Consider the following 20,045-nt stretch of genomic DNA (forward strand, 5'->3'; position numbering starts at 1 on the left):
GCGATCTCGCTCAGGATGTTGAAGGTCCCTTTTTGGCCGCTCGCTGTCTGATGCAGTGAGCATACGTGGCTTACAGCTTGCAAAGCCCGACGGGGGGAAGCCGTTTCAATCATTCGATTATCCGCTAGGCGGTCATTCAAGTTGTGTCAGATTCGGCTATCCCGCGCGGATCTCCCGCTGAGCCAAGAACGTTCCGTTGGGCTGGTGGAAGACGATCTTCGTTACAGGCCACCTTCGTCGCGAACAAACTCGCACTGTAGCCTTACAGCTCGCGAATCGCTCAAAGCGGTGTCCAATGGCCTCGCATCCAGAGCCTGTGATCGCCTTCCCAGCGGTAATGTCCTTCGATCCCGCGATAGCCGGGGGACAGGGGCCGCGGGCACAACTTCAACGACAGGTTCAGGACGAGGCGGCTGAGCGGGCTTGACGACGCACGCGGATAGGCAGAGCGCGCCAGCCAGCACAGGACACGGGCTGGTTTTTCGAAAAATTGGTTTTACTTGATTTCTAATCTCTTCCGTAAGTTCTTGACCTTATGGAACACTCCGCATAACTCAAAGCTTGGTACCGTCGCTCGCCCGCGCGCCGCACACCCCTTCCGGGTTTTCAGTCTGAAGCTAACGCGTCGATTTACCTCCATCAGCGCGGTGCGATGGATCAGTGGGTGCTCGTAGAAATCGACCCGTCGATCTGCTCGTACGCGAACGTCCGGGAGTCGCAGTAATTCGACAGGTTTTGCTCCAGGCGTGGTGCTGGAACACATCTACCGACAGTCGATTAAAGACGCTCCTTCGCGAACTCACGTGTTAGCACGACGATCCTAACCAATGCCGCGCAGTGGGGCGAATACGGCCGACTATTTATTCGATATCGCTGGCCGCGCGATTCGCTGTTTCTCTGTGCGCCTAAGGCTTAAGATGCATCGCCGCTTTGGCCTCGCGGCTCATTCGACGGGTGCATCGCATACGAAATGGGCTGCACAAGAGGATGTGTTCTTCGGTAACGCAACCAGCCAAAGCGGTCCGCCAACACGACCTGGCGACGAAACGAGGCACCCAGCGATCGTCGCAGACATGATTAGCATCGACGGAAACAACCATCGGGTGCCGACGATGCGGATCTTTCATATGCCGCTCGGTTTGCAACCGGTGAGCGCGTCTTTATTCGTGTTGCTCCTTTCGTTGCTCAATCGCTTCGAGAACGGCATCCGGATTGGTCGCCGCCTGCAGGGTTTCAGCGTGTTGGTCGTGCCGATCACGCACGTTAGGAAGATCGCGTCGAAGCTCCTCAAGCAGCATGATGATCTTGGTGGTTTTCTGTTCGGCCAGCAGATTGATTTGAAGTTCGAGATGCGCGCGATCCTCTTCGACACGCGCCAAGCGATTTTGCCGAATGAGCACCGCCATCGTGATCAGGACGCCGATGAAAGTGACAATGCCCTGCAACAAAGAAAACGGCGGTTCGTCGAAGTAGCGATAGCCCATATGATGCAGAAAGACATCGCTGATGATCCAAGCCAAGCTTGCGCACAAAAAAGTAAGTAAAAAGCGTGGCTCACCGAAAAACACGCTGACTCGCTCGATCGCTCTTTGTAGAACGGTGCGCTTCGCGTCTTCGCGTTGAGCAAACTGCGACACCTTCTCCAGATTTTCATGGATCGCTTCAGAAATATTCTTGATGGTGCCGTTGTCGGGCCGTGTATCGGTTGTCATGTCAGCGCGGCGTTCTCGGGTGGTGGTGGTGGCCAAGTCCGGGGGGAGTTCTTTGCACCTCCAGCGCGGGAGGGCATCGGAGCCCTTCGCCCGCTTTCTCGGCATATGAAATCTATCTGTATTTATTTTCGTTAAACATGGGAACAAACGCCGGGCGGGTACGTACGTTGCAATTACTCCAGCGACTTGCTCGAGGTCGGTACCCGGTGTTCCGCCACATCAATAATTTAAGAGACACATTCATGCGCTTACTCACCACACAAGATGGACTCCCCCGCGTTTCATGGGGCGCTGTCATCGCCGGCGTGATCTTGTCATTAATCGTCTATTTGATCCTGACTGTTTTGGGCGCTGCGATCGGCACGTCGATCCTATCACCCTTGGCGCAACCTAATCCGTTGCATGGTTTTGGCTTCGCGTCCGGCGCCTACATGATCATCATGACGGTGATCGCGGTGTTCGTCGGTCCTTATTTCGCAGGGCGCTGCGCCCCGGTACTGGGTTGGTTACATGGTTTGTTGGCATGGGCCGTGATGATATTGCTCTCGCATACGGCGCTACTTCGTTAGTCGGCAGCGCAGTCAGCGCGGCAGGTAGCGCCGCGTCTACGACGGCAACCGTCGGCGCAGCCGCTGCCCGAGGGCTGCAAGCGGGGTCGACGTGGGTGCGCTCAAACAACAGGCCCAAAGCGCTATTGCCTCTGCCACCGCCGAGGCATCAAGCCCGCAAGCCGAAGCGGATGCACGTCAAGCAGCGGATACAGCCGCACGCGGTGTGGCGCGCGCATCGTGGTTTTCGTTCGCCGCGCTCGTTGTTGGCGCAATCATAGCGATCGCATCGGGTGGTGCTGGGTTCCGTCATCAACCACCGTTTGAAGACGCCGGCGGATCGGCTACGGACGATGTCGCCTTGCGCACTGGCACGCGTCGTGTGGAGCCCTCAAATCGTCAAGCGCGGTAAGCCTCGTGCTCACAAAGCTTCACCCAGAGGTGCTTTATGGATGATACGAACGCATCTACGAACATGCGCGACGATGAATACGCGTCTGTTTTGCCTCCCGCGGTGACCAAGGCAGTGGTTGGACGGTTAAGCGCTACAGAGGAACGTTTGGCGGTGCGAATCGAAGAACGCGAGGCGGGTTCGGTTCGCGTTCGAACGGTGACGCATAAAGAGCTGAAGGAAGTTCCAGTGGTTTTGCAAAGCACGTCGATTCACGTTGACCGCGTTCCGGTGTATCGGTTTGTCGATGCGACGTTTGAACCTCGTCAAGAAAGGCGATACGCTGATCGTTCCCGTCTTTGAGTACGTCCCGGTGACGGAACTTAGGCTGATGTTGAAAGAAGAGATACACGTTAAGAGCACCGTCACATCGCAGGAAAGCGTGCATCAAGCGGAGGTGCAGCGCCAGCATGTGGTTATCGAACGTCGGATAGGTCCCGACGGAGAATGGATCGCGGAAACTCCCGCCGATTCCTTCGGCTCCCAACGCCGGAAATCGCTTTAGATTACTTACCCGCTGACGCATCAACCCATCTATCGGCGATTCACGCCTAGTCTCAATACTCTTTTTGGAGCAAAACATGTCACAAGTTCTTGTAGGTGTTTTTAATTCATTCGATGAGGCAGATCAGGCGGTTGTCCGCCTCGAACAATCGGGAATTGCCCGTAGCGATATGGAAGTTCACGCGAGCAACTTGGCTGGTGACACGACCGGCACTTCGGGTTCCGGGACCCTTGGCGCTACCGATCATCAGGTCGTATCCGATCGGACGGTCCCCAACGATGGCGAAGGTGTGGGCGTTATCGCCAAGATCGAACACTTTTTTGGCAACATGTTCGGCGGCGACGAGCATCCAGAAGAAGTTGGGCACTACAAGGAAGCTGTTCGCCGGGGCGGTGCGCTGTTGACGGTGACGGTGGTCGATGAAGCACATGTCGTCCTGGTTCGGTCGACCCTACATGAAGCGGGTGCCGTCGACATCGATGAGCGCGTCGCGCATTGGAAAAGTACCGGCTACGCCGGCTATGACGCAACCACGCAACCCTATACAGACGACGAAGTGAGTGCGGATCGTCAGGCGTTTTCTGTCGTGCGCGAATCGCTTGATGTAGGTAAGCGGGAAGTGCAAACGGGCGGAGTACGCGTTTATTCCCGTGTCACAGAAACCCCAGTCACAGAAAGCGTCAACCTGCGCGAGGAGCACGCGACAATCGAACGGCGGCCAGTGGACAGAGTCGCTACCGCTGCTGATCTTCAAGGCGGCTCAATCGAAATCCGTGAGACGGCTGAGCACGCGGTCGTGGCGAAGACGGCGCACGTGATCGAAGAAGTCGTAGTAGGACGCGAATCGTCAGAGCGCACCGAAACGATCAATGAAACGCTGCGCGGCAACGAAGTGGAAGTTGAGCGGGTGCCCGGTGACAAGAGTGCTTTGAAGTCCACGCCGGGAGCGGCTGTGGCAAATGACGGATCAGCGCCTGTCGACCCGCTCAAGCCGTTGTAATCACGGCACCCGTGCGCTGGCATGGCGCGCGGCGCCGGAGTTTTATCAAACGCACCGTTTTTGGTGCGTTCGCCGATCAACCAGAAATGGAGCAGAAAATGGATACGAACAAGGCAGAGGGAACGGTTCAAGAAATCGCCGGTAAGGTGCAGGACGCAGCCGGCGGGGTGCTGGGCGACACCGGCACACAGGTCGCGGGCAAGGCGCGCGAACTTAGCGGTAAGGCACAGCAGCTCTATGCGGACACGACCGACATCGTGCGCGACAAAACGACGGAAAGCCCCTTCACCGCCCTCGCCATCGTGGGCGGCCTGGGCTTTTTGCTCGGCGCAATGTGGGCGAGTGCAAATTCGACACCGACGCAGCCATATCCAACGCGGTATCGCGGCAGCGACAATTACTGACGACGCGGCCGCGATGGTCGGCCTCACATCGCGGCACCGCTGGTGATTCATCAAACCGGGTCTTCGGTACGCAATTCAAGGCAGAAAACATCGATGTCAATCCATTCGAAAATCACGCGTTGGCGGAACGTTGGACAATTTTGTAGCGCTCGGGTCGCCGATTACGGTGCGCTTTTCCTGGTCGAGTTGGCGCAGACCAAAGCCAAAGTGATGCGCGAACTTATTGCGATGGTGGCACTTGCAGTTGGCGTCCTTTTCACGCTGTCGTTTCTCTGTTTTGCCGTCATCGCTACCGCTTGGCAAACCTCGTATTTTCTAGCCGTTGTTTGGGGCATCGCAGGGCTTTGGCTGCTCGTCTCGATCGTAGCGTTTCTGGTTTTGCGTGCTCAGAAGCCTGTCGAGTCCTTCAAAACACTTCAAACTGAAATACAAGACGACGTGGCAGCGATTAAGGAGGCATTGAAATGAGCTCGATTGACAGCAATTCTTCTCAAACGACGATACTTGCACGCATGGCGGCGACTCGCGCCGAACTAATTGCTGCAAACCACGTGAACACGCTGATCGCCAGTTCGCGGCGCAGCGTGCAGGCTCCTGCCATCCAGGAAGGCCCCCTTTTCTTGCAGTCGCCCTATGCTGGACTGATCGCCGCCGCGTTAGTTGTTTCCGCGGTTTTAGGACCTGCGCACTTGGTCAGAACCGCAGCGCGAAGAGGACTGACGCCGTGGATCGCGAGCACTGCAAGATCACTCGTCGGCCGCTAATCGATAGTGGTTCAAATTGACTCACGTCGAGGTTATGGCTGCCGAGCAAGGCGTTGACAACAGTTGAGCGGCGCAACGCGCATTGACTGTGGTGATGCGGAAGGCACGGGCTTTGCGCTTATCTTGCTGCTGCGGCAACTGCTGCGGACAAAAATTCGGAGGCGTCAATGAGTTCGTTCATGAAGAAGGTCGCAGCTTCAGTTCTTATCCTGGGGCTGTCGAGCGGTGCGTTTGCTCAAGCGGGCGGTGGCGGCGGAGCCGGAGCAGGTGGTTCCGGAGGCGGAGCGGGAGCCGGAGGGGGCGCTGGGAGCGGAACGGGTGGTGGCGGTGCCGGGAACGGAGGTGCTGGAGGGTCCGGGGTTGGAATGAGTGCACCTGGGCAGTCCGGAAGCAATGCGAATTCAGTGCCGGGAAACACCGCGACAGGCGGTGGGCAAGGCTCGGGCACGGGAGCCAAGCCAGGAGCGTCGGGTATGAACAAATCGAATCAGAAGCCGGGCAATACACAAGCAAATTGAGTAGCGTCGCCGGGTTTTCCTCTTAAGCTCGGCACTTCACCCTACAAAAATTTAACGCAGCTGCATATTGTTTTTTAATTAACGCAGGAGTGTGTCGTGGACATATGCTTCGGGATCTTCATTCACCGCGTGGACCCCAGCTACGTGTGCCGCTTCAAAGTAGGCAAACTGAACAGCAAGGTCATGCCGGCTTTGTGGGTCGGAATGTTGACGAAAATCTGTCTTGCTCTTGCGCTCTTCGTCGCCATATGGTCACTGTTCGCCTCGTTGACGTCAGCAACAGCTTGATACCATGAATCTGTGCCGGCGTGATATTTCGCAACATGGGCGACCGCATCGCGGATCTCGCTATGGTGTTTGATCGCATCGAGTGTCTCGTCCTCGGGTCCTGTCGTGTCACCTACTCCAGGACGGCTTGCAGCCAGTCGACGTCGTTTCGTACCTGACGGTTGATCAGGCGTAGCGTTGGTGTGGACATGGTCGTAGCAATTTCGGCGATGTGCGCGGCATCGATTGCCGACCGTCTCTGCGCGTATGTCGAAAGACCGCTTTGCGCCCGAACCGGGGAAAATTTCGAACCGGCGAAGCGGCTACCGCCAATCTAGCGGCTTCTGGCGGCGCCCGACAAAGGGTAACGGTCGAACCTATCGAAAGCCGCTAACGCGAGACGGCGTAATGGAAATCAGCCTCATGAAGAGGAGTCCCCCGCATTCATTTTTTGAGCGCAGATAACGGGTCAAGAATTCCGCGTGCTCAGCGACGCGCCAAGCACTCGGCCGCAACACGGTCCGGCATTATGACTATGCGACAGGTTCCCGCGCGGAAGAGCGTCTGTCAGTAGCGCAAAATCTGCGACGCGCCGTTCGCGATCACGAATTCTGTCTGTATTTCGAGCCTCAGGTCAACGTCCTGACAGGTCACGTAGCGGCGGTGGAAGCCCTGATTCGATGGTTCGATCCAGCGCTCGGCCCGATCTCTCCGGCGGAATTCATCCCGCTTGCCGAGGAGTCCGGCCTGATTGTTCCGATCGGCGAATGGGTGATTGCCGAACTTTGCCGCACTGCGGTGGATCATCGAACTCCATTCACTTTACATACAGCATTGTGGAACGGCACCTCTTAACACCGCATCGGCATGCGTAGGTCGCTTTCAGCGCTTTGCTGGGTCGGCTTCCAGCATCCAGACGATAATCGATGAAAATTTCGTCGCCGACTTTGATCTTTTTGATCGCACGGATATATACGCGATCGTTGTCCTGCTCGGCCTCGCAGTTCGGTGCGCAGCTGTGATTAATCCAGCGCGCGGAGTTGCCCGCAACAGCACCATCGATCACGCGGCCATCGCCGATCCCGAAAAAGAAAGTGTGCCCCGCCTCCGCTTCTGATCGGGCAAACCGTCGATTTGCTTCGCGTTCAGACAGTACCTCGCCCTTGTATTCGAGCAAATAGTCGCCACGCGCCATGACCGCCGACGCGAATACCCCGCGCCCGTGAATGGCTGAACGTCGTACGTAAAACCTGCGCATGCCCCTGCTCCGAAAATGGTGCTTGACGAATGGCCCTCCGATGCAAAATCATACCGTTCTGAACGAGATTACAGCACGGGGCTCATGCGACCACGCACCTATTATTTGAAACGCCAGCCCGCTCGAGGGGCGCTGGTTCGTTATGACGACCGTGTGGCTGAGGTATTGGGTGGTGCCAGGGGCAATCGGGTCATGATCAGATCCGTGCACGGGGACGGGACGACGCGGATCACCGCGGTGAAGTGGCGAAATCTTGTGGCGCTAGGTGCATCCCTTTTTGAGTGATTCAGGATTAACGCATTGTTCCCGCAAGTTCGCAAAGGCTCATTCTTCAAGGACAAGGTCCAATCCGAAGCATCAATTAGGGGCGTTATGTCGGAACATACGTCGACTCTGGTTAGGTAAGTCACTCAGTTGTGGTCAGCTCTCACCTCTTCTCCGAATCGTGCCAAATCTAAAGTTCACCTGCGGTCTAAGGCGTTGGCACGCGTCGGCCAGATGATCCGCGTTTTCGGAGAATCAATCCGGAAAGCATGCTTTCGCCAACGAGGTAAGCTTCGACGCACGGACCCACACATCGCATGCTCGATTCAGGGAGGCAAAACGGTATGTTGGAAGCGAAAACAGCAGAGTTAGAGCAGATCGGCACGCCTCAGTGGACAGACAGCGAGGTTGAACGATATTTGCGGACAGGCGAATACGACGGTTTTTTCGTAGGATGGCCGGGTTCTAACCTGGCTGATATAGCGACACGTGCGTCGCAGCGTCTTCGAAGTGCACTTGTAACAGAGACGATGCGGCGCTCGAGAGGCTTCGAGTCTGTCTCGCGTCTCCCAGTTGACCTCTACGTATGGAACAGTGAAAAACTCAAGCCTATGGTGGATGGTCTCTTCAACCCGAGTGAACGCGCGACCGTCATTCGCCTGCTTTCAGATAACGTTGTATTTGTCACCCGAGCTAACCTGGAAAAAATCTTAATGGCTGAACGGTGGCTTTCTACAGCTTGGGATGTGGCCAACATATTTTTGGAGAGCGTTAAGGCCCCGACGCTATCTGGACAGCCCTGCAATATAGTCGGCTTGAGCCAAGAAACGAGGTGCTACGTGTCGATGGATTACTTTGACGAGACCGACCCATTTGCCGATTTCGTCGTCCACGAGGCTGCGCACGTCTTTCACAACTCCAGACGCGTGGCTTGTGGGCTGGCCGCAAGCGCTCGCACCGACTACATCCTCGACATTGACTATCGTATGCGGGAGACGTTTGCATACGCCTGCGAGGCATGGAGCCGGATCAGTTCGGCCGCCGATTGTCGTGGTGATCGAAAGGCGTTGATTTTGCAGCATGCCGATAGGGGGTTGCCGAGCGACGACCGAGTGAACCATGACGAATACCTCGATGTCCTTTTTGACGCCGCTCGCGCTCATAACGGTTGGCAACGGATCGCCAAGCGGTGCGAACCAAGACAGCGAGCTTCCAAATCGTTTCAATCCGCTGTCGACTGACTTGGCAAGCTTCTCGGACGTCGGCAGCGCCTAGCAACCTAGAGCCACCCGGCTTAGGAGGAAAACGTAGTGGCTGCTCCAGCATATATCTATACGATTGCGTGCGTTGCCGTGATGCTGGGCGAACCGGAGGCCTGGTTGGAAGAAATCACGCTCATGAATCTGGAACCGGAAGACGGGCGTCTACAGATCGTCGATAGACTCGATCCAGATCGCGCGGAATCGAACACGGTAACCGCATTTACGGAAGCGGGTATCGAAGCTTTGAGAGAGGCCATCGCAGAGGTGAAGCAAGGTCAACGCCGCACGCTTTAGTCGCGCTTGTGCTGTTAGCTGACGGGAACGTAACCTGCGCCTCAAAGCGACCTTTGTCTCGCTCTCCGGCTCAAGATCGCGATCCCGACGGTCGTATCGCTCGGCAATGCTGAGCTTCGCTTTAACGTCGCGCCGCGTTTGCTGCGTCGATGACAACCGCTAAAGTTCTCCGCGCATCTTCAAGCTCCTGAACAGGGGCGGTCAACCGGGCAAGCTCAAGCGCAGAGGCTTGTCGTTCACCCGGTTTAGCGAGATGCGCTTCTATGGCAGCAGATGCTGCCTGTACCTCACGTGCAGCTTCCGCCATCCTTTTAAGCGCCTCGGCTTCACGTTCATTAAAACTCTCGTTTACCAACGGTAATCAGCCTTCAGAGATGTAAGAGACTAGCGGGTGCTGTCCTGCGTGATCAGCTCGACAGGTGTTAGAGCGATGTGTATCCGTACATGCTACTCTTGGTCGTTCTATCTACTGCAAGCATCCATGGACGCCAACACGATACGCCAGTATGCCGCTGCGGCCGTTATCTTGGCGTCGGGGCGCGACCACATGGCAGTCGTGCCAAGGCTCTCCGAGATGGTTCTGACTGGCCGACGCCAGCACCGTGACGCTGTTCCTAAGCTAATGGACGAGTAATCATAACGAACGACAGGCCGGAATATATTGGCCCGCTCACGACCAGCCGCGCCTGCATGTCGGCGACCAGCGTCCGACACTCATGACCACGACGGTAGGAAGTTTAGTCAATCGCTACCGCAGTCACGCAGCTCCGATCGCTGTTCCGCAATTCGACGAAATTCCATGATTTGCATGTCGGTTGAAGCTGCCGCATCTCTCCCAAACCTTGTCAATCCACATATGGCCGGAACAAAACGTAAATCCACCCGCCCGAGTGTTATTCGTAAGCCACTGAGCAAGTCCGCGCTTTTGCCGATGTCGGCGCAATCAGCACGGGAGTTGTCGCTCGCTCATCATCTTGCGCTAGCTGCCTGTCGTGGTGAGCGCGCGAATCGGCACCAAATCAACGAGTTGGTCCGTTCGGTCTATATGGCCTACTACCTTCAACGCATGGGGTTCGGTGAGGTGCCGTTTGAGTGCTATGAGCACGCAGAAGCGGCGTTCGAAAATGCACTAGCAATTGCTGAAAAAAGTGCCAAGTGGACAATCCACGAGCAAGACGCGCCTGTGATCGAACGCGTGCTTGCGCTGCACGACCAGCAATTGAGTGAGGCGCCGATGCACCGGGTGGTGGAAGCTGAAAAACAGTTGCGTCAATTTTTGGCCGGCGAAAGCGCCTCGCCGTTGGTTCGCCCGAACCCGAAATAGCGGATGGTCTCCTTTTGAATGAACGCAGTGTGCTTTTAGACATGCCGCATACTAAACGTGTTGGCCGCGCTAGCGAGACGAATGACTTACTGCTGATGCGCTGGATCGGTTTAGGTCTCAATCAGGTTGACGAGGAGCGCCAAGAATTGGCCCCAACTCGCCCTTCGGATTTTCGTCACGCTCTTTTGGCGGCAGAGGTTGATCTAGGCCGGGCTCCACAGGACTTGGAATGGCGTCACCGACAGGTTTGGACACTTCCGTCGGCGGTCGCCCCGGGTCTGCGTCGCGTGTGCTAGTGGCCATAACATCCTCCGTTCGTTAGGTTTTCCTGATTGTCGCAAGAAGAATACCCGCTGCAAAGCGGTCAACGACCAGGGCAGGATAGGTGAACACGGTCACGGTCAACGCGATTCTTTCCGGGACAATACATCGTTTATAACTCGTCAACTTTTTCTTCGTTCGACAATTGCGACTCGCGCCGAATCGACCGAAGTACTACTTATGGCACGATAGACGAATATCTAAGCGAGATTTCCCTGCGACGCACGGCGACCGTCGATGACATTGCAGCCGTGGCACCCTTCCTGAGTTCGCCTGCCGGTCATAACATCTCAGGTAGTGCAAGACAAGCGCTATATAGGTGAGCCGATAAGGAGTTCGTATTCCGGCTCAAGGCATACGTCGTCAAGTGCCACCGTTTGTAAGGCTCCTTCACGTTTTGCCTCGGGACGAGGATCGTAACGCGCGTCGAGATAGATCGGCGCGTCTGTGCGCAGCGGCAGGATCGTCACCATGAGCGGTACGGACAACGCGTCATTCGGAATATCTGAAAGCGAAATCCGCCACGGCAATCCGTTAAAGAAATGGTCGTCAATGAGCGTAGTGCCTGCGAACAGGCGTCCAACGTCACCTCGATACTGGATCGACAAATAAACGTTGCTCAAGCCATCAAGCGCGTTCCGGGGCAGATTGATCTGCCATGCCGCCGATCTGCCGAAAGCTTCGGGCGCAGGTTCAACACTCGCGTTCGCTGGGCCACCCTTCTTTATTGGCGGCACGTTCTGCGCCTGCCGGAGCCCAATCGTTTGAACATCAAACGACCTCAAGTTGAATTGCGCTGCGTAACTATCGAACCCGTCGCCAGTTGCCTCACGCGTAAGCGGAAGCGTTGCGGGTGGTATGACCTGTAGCGGCGGATAAAAGTCGACTTGCAGCGCCGTATTCGTCGTGCGAAGCACGATCTGATTGTTCAACACGAACGCTTCGGCGTTTGTTCGCACGAGCCGCCGCATGCCTTGAAAAGGCAATACAGATGTGCGCTCGGCATCGTGCGCTGAAAGAAGAAGCAACGTAAGGGTGTGACCGTGCGCCGTGATGACCTTGATGCGAGCACCCGGTATCAGGGTCACGACTAGAGCGCCATCAAAAAGCCGCAACTCCGAATCCGGTAACAACTCGCGCAACGTCTCAGGCTCGAAAGCGAATTCAGCCGGAATTCCCTCGACCGCCCTAAACACAAAAATATCGCCCTCCGGTGTGGCAAGGCGAGTCATGGGCTGCGCGGTCGCATAGCGTAGCTCTGCGTCGATCATCTGAAATGCGACAGGCCATACAAAGTAGACACCCGATCTGACGTCGACGCGGCAACTCGGTAATAACACTGTGCGGTTTTTCAGCCGTACCGAGAAGCGCACGCCCTGTTGAGTCGGCATCGCGTACTGCCGCACGTGATTGTTCACAAAAAGGAACCCGCGCTTGCCATCGGAGCGCGCCGAGAACCGTAGTGTCTCAAGGTCATTGGCCCCTTTTGGCTGCTTAGTGGGCGCTTGAACTGCGTAGGTTGCGAGCATTTCGCCCCATTCATGCAAAAACGCATGCATCGGACGCAACTTGCCGAGCACCGGATGTGCTTCGCCATTTGCGCCGTATGGCGCCTGAAAGTCATAGTTAATGATTGGCAGATCGTTCCATCCGCCAGTTGCAGTGGACTCTTGGCCTTCACGCTCACCCGGCGGGTTGCGACCACCGTGAAACATGTAATAGCCGTAGAGATTCACCCCCGACCCAAGTTGAACTGGCAGCATCGCAGCGATGTCGTCCGCATCGATAACCGGGCGCCGCCGGTACATCGTCGGCACGCCTCCCCCGTATTCAGCGCCAAGGAACGGCGTGTCGTTGACGACTTTGTCGGCGTCGCCTTCGCCTGCACCTTGCGTCTGCGCGCCCAGGTCCCCGCCCACGCGGCTCGTGAATCGGAAAGCATAAACCTCATTGGGAGCCGACATAGTTGGCGAAATGCCCCAGGGAACATCGGGATACCCGCCGAAGACGGGAGTCACCTCGCCGTGTGGAAATACCGCCTGGTCCCAACCCGTTACGGTATAGAGCGGTGTATCGAGTCCAGCAGCAAGCGCGAGGCTTTTTAGCTTGGCAATGTGTGCGGAACCTTGCCCCGGGCCAGTCAAGTTGTACTCGTTCTCGATCTGTACGCCGATTACCGGTCCGCCGTCCTTCCACAGTTCACCGTGCAACTGCTCCGCAATCTGCTGGTAAAAACGCTCAACCAACCCAAGATAGAGCGAGTCGTTTGATCGGGTGGGCGTTTGGTCAACAACCCATCCCGGTATCCCGCCAAAACGCACTTCTCCATGCGCCCATGGCCCAATGCGTGCAAACATCAGCAAGGCATGCCGCGCGCATGCCGCTACAAAGCGCCGCAAATCACGTCGCCCGCGCCAGTCGAAGCGGCCCGGCTCAGACTCGTGATGGTTCCAGACGACATAGCTTGCGACAATGTCGATGCCTGCGGCCTTCATTTTCGCCAGTGCGCCATCCCATAAATGTTCGGGCACCCGCGAATAGTGAAACTCGCCCATCACGGGGAGCCACGGCTTGCCGTCACGAAGAATGTACCGATTGTTGATATCGATCGTTGCACCACCCGGCGCCCGGTTCGTTCCCAGCCGAAGCAGCCCGGCGCGCGGTGGATCGATTGGCGCACTCACGTCTATCGTAAAAAGCGTTTGCACGTCGGAGGACGTCGGCAGCGAGTAAGCATCAACAGGCGCACACAGGGAAGGTCGTGCTCGGCTTGCAGTCACGTTGCGGACCCGCTTTCCCAAACGCACACGTCTCCGGTGCCGAGGCGATTTGTGCCGAGCACGAAGTGCGCTCCCTCCGGCGCTGGCGATAACACCGTATTCGCGCCAAAATTGAACGCAAAAGTAAGGGGTCCACGTCGACGGATGCGCACGCCCTCGGGCAGCACGGTGACATGTAGCCCCGCCGTATTCGCCACCTGTTCCAGCAAGGCGCGATGCAGCGCGTGGGAGAGCCAACCGGCCACGTAGCGAACCCGTCCTTTCGCAATGACTGCCGGCCACTCGTCACCAAAACGTGTTTCCACTACGCTGTCCGAATTGGCCCTCACATGTTCGCGCCAATGCACCGCAGTGCCATTCGTCGCGCCAATCGACGTTGTAGGCGCGAGACTCGCACGTAGCGACTCAACTTCAAGTACCTGCATGGGTAGCACGCGCTGCAAGACACCAGGCGCCAGACTGGCAGGAATAGCGAACTGCGGCGTCTTCGAGCCGCTGCGTGGACCGAACACCCATTGTGCGGAGCTGCGTTCAATCTGCTCGATGAGCGCATCGTCGATAACGGCAATGCTCGGCACGACCACCATGCGGTACGCCGAGAGGTCTGCCTGTGCCGAAACGATGTCGACGTCGAGTCCCATTTCGCGCAGTGCCTCGTAGTAGTCGAAGGCCAACATTTGATAGTCGAAAGTTTTGCCGTGACGTTGTATCTCAAATATCCACTGCGTTTCGTAATCAAAGATCAATGCGACGTCCGCGGGTGTCGTTGCAGCAAGGCGCGACAGTACGCTAGACGCCGCGATCTCGCGCGCCACCTCCTGGACTTCCAATCCGCCCGGGGAAAGCTCGTTGTTCGGCAAATTAAGGCCCGAATGCATCTGCTCCTGCGCATAGGGGCATTGCCGCCATCGGAAATACGACACGAGTTCCGCGCCATGAGCGAACGCCTCAAGGGCCCACAACCGCACCATGCCTTTCGCGGGTACAGGGTTCCACGGCGCCCAATTCACCGGTCCCGCCTGCTGCTCCATGATCCAGAATCGTCCACCGCCAATCGAGCGGTAACGATCATGGTCAAAAGCCGAGACATCGGGGTGTGAGGTGCGAGCGTAAAGCGCCTTCTGCTCTTCAGGCAAGCCGATTGATTCGGTGCGCGCAATCGGGTAGCTGTCCCAGGCGGCCACGTCGATCGCTTTGTCTTTGACGAACTCGTAGTGATCGAACGTAGTAAAAAAACCCATGAAATTGTGCAGCACATCCGCTGTCGGTGCGAGCCGCCGCAACACATCGACCTGCTCCCGGTGAAAGCTCGCTACCTCGGCCGACATAAAGCGGCGAAAATCGAGCAGGTGAATAGGATTGGCATCAGTCGGCGTGAGGGTTGGTAAGCCGATCGCGCCGAAGCTCGGGTATTCCATGCTCCAAAACACGTTACCCCAATCCTCGTTCAATTTCTCAATGCGCACATAGCGTTGTTCTAGCCACGCCTGAAAGCGCGTGAGCGCCTGTCGTGAATAGCTCGGCACCGTCTCGTGACAGCCGAGTTCGTTATCCGTTTGCCAAGCGACGACTGCTGGATGCTTGCCATAACGTCCTGCCATCTCCGTGACAATGCGCAAGCATTCACGCCGGTAACTTGCACTTGTGATGTCGTAATGACGGCGCGAGCCGAAGTTCCAGGTTGTACCATCGGCACGAACCGGCAGGACGTCCGGATACGCGTCGATCAACCATTTTGGCGGTGATGCGGTTGGTGTGCCGAGCACAATTTTAAGGCCGGCTGCGGCAAGCGTCTCGACGGCTTCATCAAGCCAGGCCCATATGTACTCACCTAGTTTCGGCTCCATCCGGCTCCATGCGAATTCTGCGATCCGAACATGAGTGATGCCGATTTCGGCCATCCGTTTTGCATCGTCGGCCCACATTGAGCGGGGCCATTGTTCCGGGTAGTAGCACACTCCGAGTTGCATAAAAAGTCTCACAGGTAATTGAAAAAACTGGCCTCTAACCCTTGCTCGCACCGAATGTCAGCCCGGCAACAAAGTGCTTTTGCATTGCAAAGAACATCAGTACCGAAGGCAGCGCAGCGAGCACGGAGCCCGCGGCGACAAGATTCCATGCTGTAGTCCACTGACCCTTGAGCGCGACCACCCCGACCGTAATCGGCGCGGCCTCATCACCTTGCGTGAGACACAACGCCCAAAAGTAGTCGTTCCACACGAATGTGAACACCAGGATGCCAAGCGCAGCAAGTGCGGGCCGGATCAAAGGCAGCACAATGCGCGCGTACACCGTCCACTCGCTCGCACCTTCTACACGTGCCGCCTCGATCAACTCGAATGGCAACTGCTTAATGAAGTTACGCAGGAAGAGCGTGCAAAAGCCCGTCTGGAACGAGACATGGAAAATTACAAGGGCCCATACCGTGTTGAAGAGGCCTGCTTTCAGCGCCATGTCGCGCACCGGGATCATCAGGATCTGAATAGGAACAAAGTTCCCAGCAACGAACGCGAATAGCACCGCGGTGTTGCCAGGAAAGCGGTACGTTGCAAGCGCAAAACCTGCCATAGAGGCCAGCACTATCGCGCCGATCACCGACGGCACGGTGATCAACACGCTATTTGCGAAGTAATGCAGCATTGGGGTCTGCGCCAGGGCTGTCCCGTAATTTTCGAATAGTGCAAAGTGCTTGGGCCAACCCCAGTAGTCGCCCTGGGTTAACTCTTCGCTCGAACGGATAGACGTCACCAGCACGGCAAGCATGGGCAGCAGCCAAATCACGAGCGCGATCGGAAGCGACACCTTGTAGAGCGTGCGGTTGATCGGTTTCCAACGTTCGACGGGAAGTGGATACATAGGGTAACTCCATTAATCAACGTTCTTCGCGCAGCATGCGGCGTAGGTGGAACACGATGTAGACAAGCATGATGGCGAACAGCACGACAGCGATTGCGGCTGAAAAGCCTTCTCGGTAGTACTTGATAGCTTGGTCATACATGTAATAAGCAAGTACGGTGGAACTGTCGAATGGACCGCCGCCACTCATCACGGCAATCAGGTCGAAACTGCGCAGCGCACCGATCACGGTCAACACCACAGCCATGAATGTAGCCGGGCGCAGCTGCGGCAAAATCACGTGCCAGAGGAGGCGCAATCCTCGCGCGCCCTCCATCCGGGCCGCCTCCACGACTTCAGGATTGATCGACGTAAGGCCCGTCAAATACAGCACCATGCAAAAAGGTGTCTGCGGCCAAAGCGCGGCGAAGATGATGCCAAAGGTGACTGTGTGAGGGTCGCCAAGCACTGGAATTCCATGCCCTACGAACAAGCGCAACAGCCCGAAGGCGGGATCGTAAAACCAACTGAACACCAGCCCGACCACCACGCCCGAAAGCACAAAGGGCGCGAAGAACAGCGATTTCACGAGGCGCATCCCACGCATCTGTTGATTCAAGTACAGCGCGAACATCAGCCCGAGCGGGGGTGCGAGCAAAAAGAACGCAAGCCAGATGAGGTTGTTTTTGAGCGCCGTGTAAAACGTGTCTGAATGAAACAGCTCAATGTAGTTGTCGAAACCGACGAAACTCTTCGGCGTCATGCCGTCCCAGTTATAAAAACTGAGCGAAATGCTGCTCACAATCGGATAGATCACGCACAAGCTAAACAACACGCAGCCAGGCAACAAGAATAAGAACGCGGCACGGTGCTGGCGTCGCCGCGTACTGGACGTGCGGGGGCGCTGTTGCGCCGGCAGCCGGGCGGCTATGGGTGCAGACATAGATTTGCCTCGCTGGAGATAAAAACGAACGCGAGTATCGTCACGACACCCGCGGCGCTTAGAGCTACTTCTTGTAAATGCGCTTGCGGGTCTGTTCAAGCCGGCCGAGCACGCTGTCAAGTTGCGACGGATCGCTGTAGAACTGCTGCATCGCCTTCATGCCCTCGTCAGCCATCTCTTTCGTCATGTCGCGGTCATAAAATTGTGCGATGCCACCCAGCGTGCTTGATAAGATTTGGAAGCCCACGCGGGAGATCGCATCGTCTGGCGCCGCCGCTTTACTGTTCGACGGTAACTGCCCCCATCCCTGAGCGAGGCCGGCGTTAATCTCGGGCTGCTCCATGAATGCTAAAAGCTTGTGTGCGTCGGCCTTATTTTTGGCTTTAGCGGGAATCAATAAGACGTTGACCGGACCGTCTTCCGCCATCGGTACTTTCGTGTCAATCACGGGGAAGCGGAAGAATCCAGTCTGCGACTTGACCGAAGCCGGAACACTCGCCGAGAAGAAGGTGCCCATCAACATCATGGACGCCTTGCCATTGGCGAGGAAGGGCGCGATGGCGTCCAGGTCGAAGGCGAGCGCATTATCGATGAAGTAGTGGTCCTCAATGAGCGTCTTCCAGACGGTGTAGACTTTTTTCACGCGCGCGTCTGTGTACGGGATCTCCCCCGCCATGAGTTGCTGGTGAAACGCATTGCCGTTGATGCGTAGGTCGAGGTAGTCAAACCATGCGGCGAGGGTCCAACTGTCGCGCGCGGCGACGGCGATCGGTGCTACACCGCTCGCTTTTAGCTTCTTGCAAGCATCGAGAAACTCGTCCCAGGTTTTCGGCTCGCTTTTGACGCCTGCCTTCTCGAACAAGTCCTTTCGATAGAAGAACCCGTAAGCATCGTAACCAAGGGGAGCTGCGTATTGCTTACCTTTGTATGTCGATGCCTCTTTGACTGATTTGTACTGCTCGGACCACCCGCCTTTATTCCAGTCCGGAGTCAGATCTTCGAGCAGGCCACGTTGTGCGTAATACGCCATGCGTTCGCCGTCGTGCCATGAAACCACGTCCGGGGGATCGGTAGCGAGCCAACCGCCCATCTGCACCTTGTATGCTTCCTCGGCGATGTAGGTCACTTTAAGATCAACATCGGGATTGGCTTTCTTGAATTTGTCGAAAGCGTCCTGCCATGTCGAGCGCTGATTTCCCCGTGCCGATACGTTAACTGTCAGTGTCGCAGCGTCGACCGACGCTATGGGCGCAAGGCCTGCGAGGACAGTCGCTGCGGCCGACGCAACGGCAAAGCGACGAAAACGGGCTGCGATCCGGTCTGCAATCATCTTTTTGTCTCCTGGACTACTTTGTTTGCCGGTTGCGAATGCACGCGGCAGGTGAACCCGCTCTATGGCGGATAGCTGACAACTTGGTTTGCGTTTAGGCTGCAATGAGAGCTGGGGTGCGCAACGCGCGCGCGAGCGCCACACCGTCGGCGTCAAACAAATGGCATGCTTGTGGCGGCACGTGAATGGCCATGCGCTCGCCCGCACGCACAGATGTATCTCCTGGTGCCTTTGTAATTAAAAGGCCGTTCGCATGCTCGGCGTGAATGTAGCTGTGTTCGCCGAGACGCTCAGTCAGCGCAGCGGTAGTGTTGATAAACGGGTCATCTCCCTCAAGGCGCAGGTGCTCGGGCCGCACGCCGAGCGTGACAGCCTGTCCGCGGCGCAGGTGCTCGCCATTTACATGCGCGACAAGGCGGCCGTCGCCTTGCGCGAGCTTCACGCTTACGCTGCCCGGCTCGATAGCGTCCACCACGGCGTCAATAAAGTTCATGCGCGGTGAGCCAATGAACCCCGCAACAAACTTTGAGCGCGGATGGTGGTACAGATCAAGTGGCGCGCCACACTGCGCAATGCTGCCAAACCGCTCGGCGTCAGCGCCCGCGTGCAGCAGGACAATCTTGTCAGCGAGCGTCATGGCTTCAATCTGGTCATGGGTCACGTACACCACGCTTGCATTAGCGAACTGCTGGTGAAGTCGTGCAATTTCTACCCGCGTCTGGCCTCGCAATGCCGCATCCAGATTTGACAATGGTTCGTCAAAGAGAAACGCGCCGGGTTCGCGCACGATTGCCCGGCCGATAGCTACGCGCTGACGCTGACCGCCTGAGAGCGCTTTCGGATGTCGGTCAAGGAGCGCCTCAAGTTGAAGAACGCGAGCGGCTTCTCGTACACGGCGTTCGATCAAGTGCTTCGGTTGTTTTGCTATCCGTAGCCCGAACGCCATGTTTTCGAACACTGTCATGTGTGGGAACAACGCGTAGCTTTGAAACACCATCGCGATCCCACGCTCGGCGGCAGGAACTTCATTCATTCGCCGACCGTCGATGAGCAGTTCGCCTTCGCTCAATTCCTCGAGCCCCGCAATCATGCGCAACAGTGTCGACTTTCCGCAGCCCGACGGGCCCAGGAAAACACAGAACTCATGCTGACCGATGTCGAGGTTAAGCCGCCTGATCACCGGTGAGTTCGTTCCATAAGATTTTTGAACGTCTTTAAGAGAAATCGATGCCACGTCACCCCGAATTTAAGCGCTTAAATTACCT

The 20,045-nt window shown here is 56.8% G+C and carries 20 protein-coding genes; 11 read left to right on the plus strand and 9 right to left on the minus strand.

Translation table 11 applies throughout. The features are described 5' to 3' along the window. Positions 1-1,160: 1,160 nt before the first annotated feature. Positions 1,161-1,748 (minus strand): DUF1003 domain-containing protein, encoded by a 588-nt coding sequence (locus AXG89_RS25740; RefSeq protein ID WP_162916133.1) that lies wholly within the window; start codon positions 1,746-1,748, stop codon positions 1,161-1,163. 206 nt (positions 1,749-1,954) lie between these two features. Between AXG89_RS25740 and AXG89_RS44830 the strand changes: the two genes are divergently transcribed. The 8 genes from AXG89_RS44830 (at position 1,955) to AXG89_RS44840 (ending at position 7,024) form a co-directional block, all read left to right on the plus strand. Then, positions 1,955-2,281, plus strand: coding sequence for a hypothetical protein (locus tag AXG89_RS44830; RefSeq protein WP_442861755.1), 327 nt, complete (start codon positions 1,955-1,957; stop codon positions 2,279-2,281). Between the two features lie 454 nt (positions 2,282-2,735). Next, positions 2,736-3,014 (plus strand): DUF2382 domain-containing protein, encoded by a 279-nt coding sequence (locus AXG89_RS44835; RefSeq protein ID WP_162916134.1) that lies wholly within the window; start codon positions 2,736-2,738, stop codon positions 3,012-3,014. Continuing rightward, positions 2,968-3,216: a DUF2382 domain-containing protein gene (locus AXG89_RS25755; RefSeq protein ID WP_162916135.1), complete on the plus strand. Its 249-nt coding sequence runs from the start codon at positions 2,968-2,970 to the stop codon at positions 3,214-3,216. The genes AXG89_RS44835 and AXG89_RS25755 overlap by 47 nt, the downstream gene beginning before the upstream one ends. A 76-nt stretch (positions 3,217-3,292) precedes the next feature. Continuing rightward, positions 3,293-4,216: a YsnF/AvaK domain-containing protein gene (locus tag AXG89_RS25760; protein WP_062173762.1), complete on the plus strand. Its 924-nt coding sequence runs from the start codon at positions 3,293-3,295 to the stop codon at positions 4,214-4,216. Between the two features lie 98 nt (positions 4,217-4,314). Further along, entirely contained in the window at positions 4,315-4,620 is a 306-nt protein-coding gene (locus AXG89_RS25765; RefSeq protein ID WP_062174121.1) for a CsbD family protein, read from the plus strand. A 93-nt stretch (positions 4,621-4,713) separates the two neighbouring features. Continuing rightward, on the plus strand, positions 4,714-5,088 hold the full coding sequence (locus AXG89_RS25770; RefSeq protein ID WP_062173764.1) for a phage holin family protein: 375 nt from the start codon (positions 4,714-4,716) through the stop codon (positions 5,086-5,088). Continuing rightward, entirely contained in the window at positions 5,085-5,384 is a 300-nt protein-coding gene (locus tag AXG89_RS25775) for a hypothetical protein (protein WP_062173765.1), read from the plus strand. Before AXG89_RS25770 ends, AXG89_RS25775 begins: the two co-directional genes overlap by 4 nt. 1,400 nt (positions 5,385-6,784) lie before the next feature. Further along, positions 6,785-7,024, plus strand: coding sequence for an EAL domain-containing protein (locus tag AXG89_RS44840; protein ID WP_373408597.1), 240 nt, complete (start codon positions 6,785-6,787; stop codon positions 7,022-7,024). Here AXG89_RS44840 and AXG89_RS25795 read toward each other — a convergent pair. Then, positions 6,987-7,427 (minus strand): SET domain-containing protein, encoded by a 441-nt coding sequence (locus AXG89_RS25795; RefSeq protein WP_062173771.1) that lies wholly within the window; start codon positions 7,425-7,427, stop codon positions 6,987-6,989. The two genes, AXG89_RS44840 and AXG89_RS25795, sit on opposite strands and share 38 nt — an antisense overlap. 608 nt (positions 7,428-8,035) lie before the next feature. On the opposite strand from AXG89_RS25795, the gene AXG89_RS25805 reads away from it, so the two are divergent. The 3 genes from AXG89_RS25805 to AXG89_RS25815 all read left to right on the plus strand — a co-directional run bounded on the left by AXG89_RS25805 (position 8,036) and on the right by AXG89_RS25815 (position 10,571). Then, complete coding sequence (locus tag AXG89_RS25805) at positions 8,036-8,932, plus strand: hypothetical protein (RefSeq protein ID WP_062174123.1); 897 nt, start codon at positions 8,036-8,038, stop codon at positions 8,930-8,932. Between the two features lie 69 nt (positions 8,933-9,001). Next, the gene (locus tag AXG89_RS25810) at positions 9,002-9,247 is read left to right on the plus strand and encodes a hypothetical protein (protein ID WP_062173773.1); all 246 of its coding nucleotides are present in this window, start codon (positions 9,002-9,004) and stop codon (positions 9,245-9,247) included. A gap of 799 nt (positions 9,248-10,046) precedes the next feature. Further along, on the plus strand, positions 10,047-10,571 hold the full coding sequence (locus AXG89_RS25815; RefSeq protein WP_236873509.1) for a hypothetical protein: 525 nt from the start codon (positions 10,047-10,049) through the stop codon (positions 10,569-10,571). Between the two features lie 117 nt (positions 10,572-10,688). Here AXG89_RS25815 and AXG89_RS43330 read toward each other — a convergent pair whose 3' ends face one another. From AXG89_RS43330 to AXG89_RS25850, 7 genes are all read right to left on the minus strand, one after another. Then, entirely contained in the window at positions 10,689-10,874 is a 186-nt protein-coding gene (locus AXG89_RS43330; RefSeq protein ID WP_082771636.1) for a hypothetical protein, read from the minus strand. A gap of 329 nt (positions 10,875-11,203) precedes the next feature. Next, positions 11,204-13,576 carry a beta-galactosidase gene (locus AXG89_RS25825; protein WP_236873510.1) on the minus strand — a complete coding sequence of 791 codons (2,373 nt, stop codon included), beginning with the start codon at positions 13,574-13,576 and terminating at the stop codon, positions 11,204-11,206. Between the two features lie 92 nt (positions 13,577-13,668). Continuing rightward, positions 13,669-15,642 (minus strand): beta-galactosidase, encoded by a 1,974-nt coding sequence (locus AXG89_RS25830; protein WP_062173777.1) that lies wholly within the window; start codon positions 15,640-15,642, stop codon positions 13,669-13,671. A gap of 34 nt (positions 15,643-15,676) precedes the next feature. Next, complete coding sequence (locus AXG89_RS25835; RefSeq protein WP_062173779.1) at positions 15,677-16,528, minus strand: carbohydrate ABC transporter permease; 852 nt, start codon at positions 16,526-16,528, stop codon at positions 15,677-15,679. A gap of 16 nt (positions 16,529-16,544) precedes the next feature. Beyond that, a complete protein-coding gene (locus AXG89_RS25840; RefSeq protein ID WP_062173781.1) occupies positions 16,545-17,450 on the minus strand; it encodes a carbohydrate ABC transporter permease in 906 nt (301 codons plus the stop codon). A 64-nt stretch (positions 17,451-17,514) separates the two neighbouring features. Further along, the gene (locus tag AXG89_RS25845; RefSeq protein WP_062173783.1) at positions 17,515-18,780 is read right to left on the minus strand and encodes an ABC transporter substrate-binding protein; all 1,266 of its coding nucleotides are present in this window, start codon (positions 18,778-18,780) and stop codon (positions 17,515-17,517) included. Positions 18,781-18,874: 94 nt separating this feature from the next. Then, complete coding sequence (locus AXG89_RS25850) at positions 18,875-20,014, minus strand: ABC transporter ATP-binding protein (protein WP_062173785.1); 1,140 nt, start codon at positions 20,012-20,014, stop codon at positions 18,875-18,877. Positions 20,015-20,045: the final 31 nt, after the last annotated feature.

Origin of the sequence: Burkholderia sp. PAMC 26561 (assembly GCF_001557535.2) — a bacterium.
Lineage (GTDB): Bacteria > Pseudomonadota > Gammaproteobacteria > Burkholderiales > Burkholderiaceae > Caballeronia.

Excerpts from the sequence above, each read along its gene's own strand:
- AXG89_RS44830 (WP_442861755.1), top strand. The coding sequence starts at position 1,955 with ATGCGCTTACTCACCACACAAGATGGACTCCCCCGCGTTTCATGGGGC.
- AXG89_RS44835 (WP_162916134.1), top strand. The coding sequence starts at position 2,736 with ATGCGCGACGATGAATACGCGTCTGTTTTGCCTCCCGCGGTGACCAAG.
- AXG89_RS25760 (WP_062173762.1), top strand. The coding sequence starts at position 3,293 with ATGTCACAAGTTCTTGTAGGTGTTTTTAATTCATTCGATGAGGCAGAT.
- AXG89_RS25765 (WP_062174121.1), top strand. The coding sequence starts at position 4,315 with ATGGATACGAACAAGGCAGAGGGAACGGTTCAAGAAATCGCCGGTAAG.
- AXG89_RS25770 (WP_062173764.1), top strand. The coding sequence starts at position 4,714 with ATGTCAATCCATTCGAAAATCACGCGTTGGCGGAACGTTGGACAATTT.
- AXG89_RS25775 (WP_062173765.1), top strand. The coding sequence starts at position 5,085 with ATGAGCTCGATTGACAGCAATTCTTCTCAAACGACGATACTTGCACGC.
- AXG89_RS25795 (WP_062173771.1), bottom strand. The coding sequence starts at position 7,427 with ATGCGCAGGTTTTACGTACGACGTTCAGCCATTCACGGGCGCGGGGTA.
- AXG89_RS25805 (WP_062174123.1), top strand. The coding sequence starts at position 8,036 with ATGTTGGAAGCGAAAACAGCAGAGTTAGAGCAGATCGGCACGCCTCAG.
- AXG89_RS25815 (WP_236873509.1), top strand. The coding sequence starts at position 10,047 with ATGATTTGCATGTCGGTTGAAGCTGCCGCATCTCTCCCAAACCTTGTC.
- AXG89_RS43330 (WP_082771636.1), bottom strand. The coding sequence starts at position 10,874 with ATGGCCACTAGCACACGCGACGCAGACCCGGGGCGACCGCCGACGGAA.
- AXG89_RS25830 (WP_062173777.1), bottom strand. The coding sequence starts at position 15,642 with ATGCAACTCGGAGTGTGCTACTACCCGGAACAATGGCCCCGCTCAATG.
- AXG89_RS25835 (WP_062173779.1), bottom strand. The coding sequence starts at position 16,528 with ATGTATCCACTTCCCGTCGAACGTTGGAAACCGATCAACCGCACGCTC.
- AXG89_RS25840 (WP_062173781.1), bottom strand. The coding sequence starts at position 17,450 with ATGTCTGCACCCATAGCCGCCCGGCTGCCGGCGCAACAGCGCCCCCGC.
- AXG89_RS25845 (WP_062173783.1), bottom strand. The coding sequence starts at position 18,780 with ATGATTGCAGACCGGATCGCAGCCCGTTTTCGTCGCTTTGCCGTTGCG.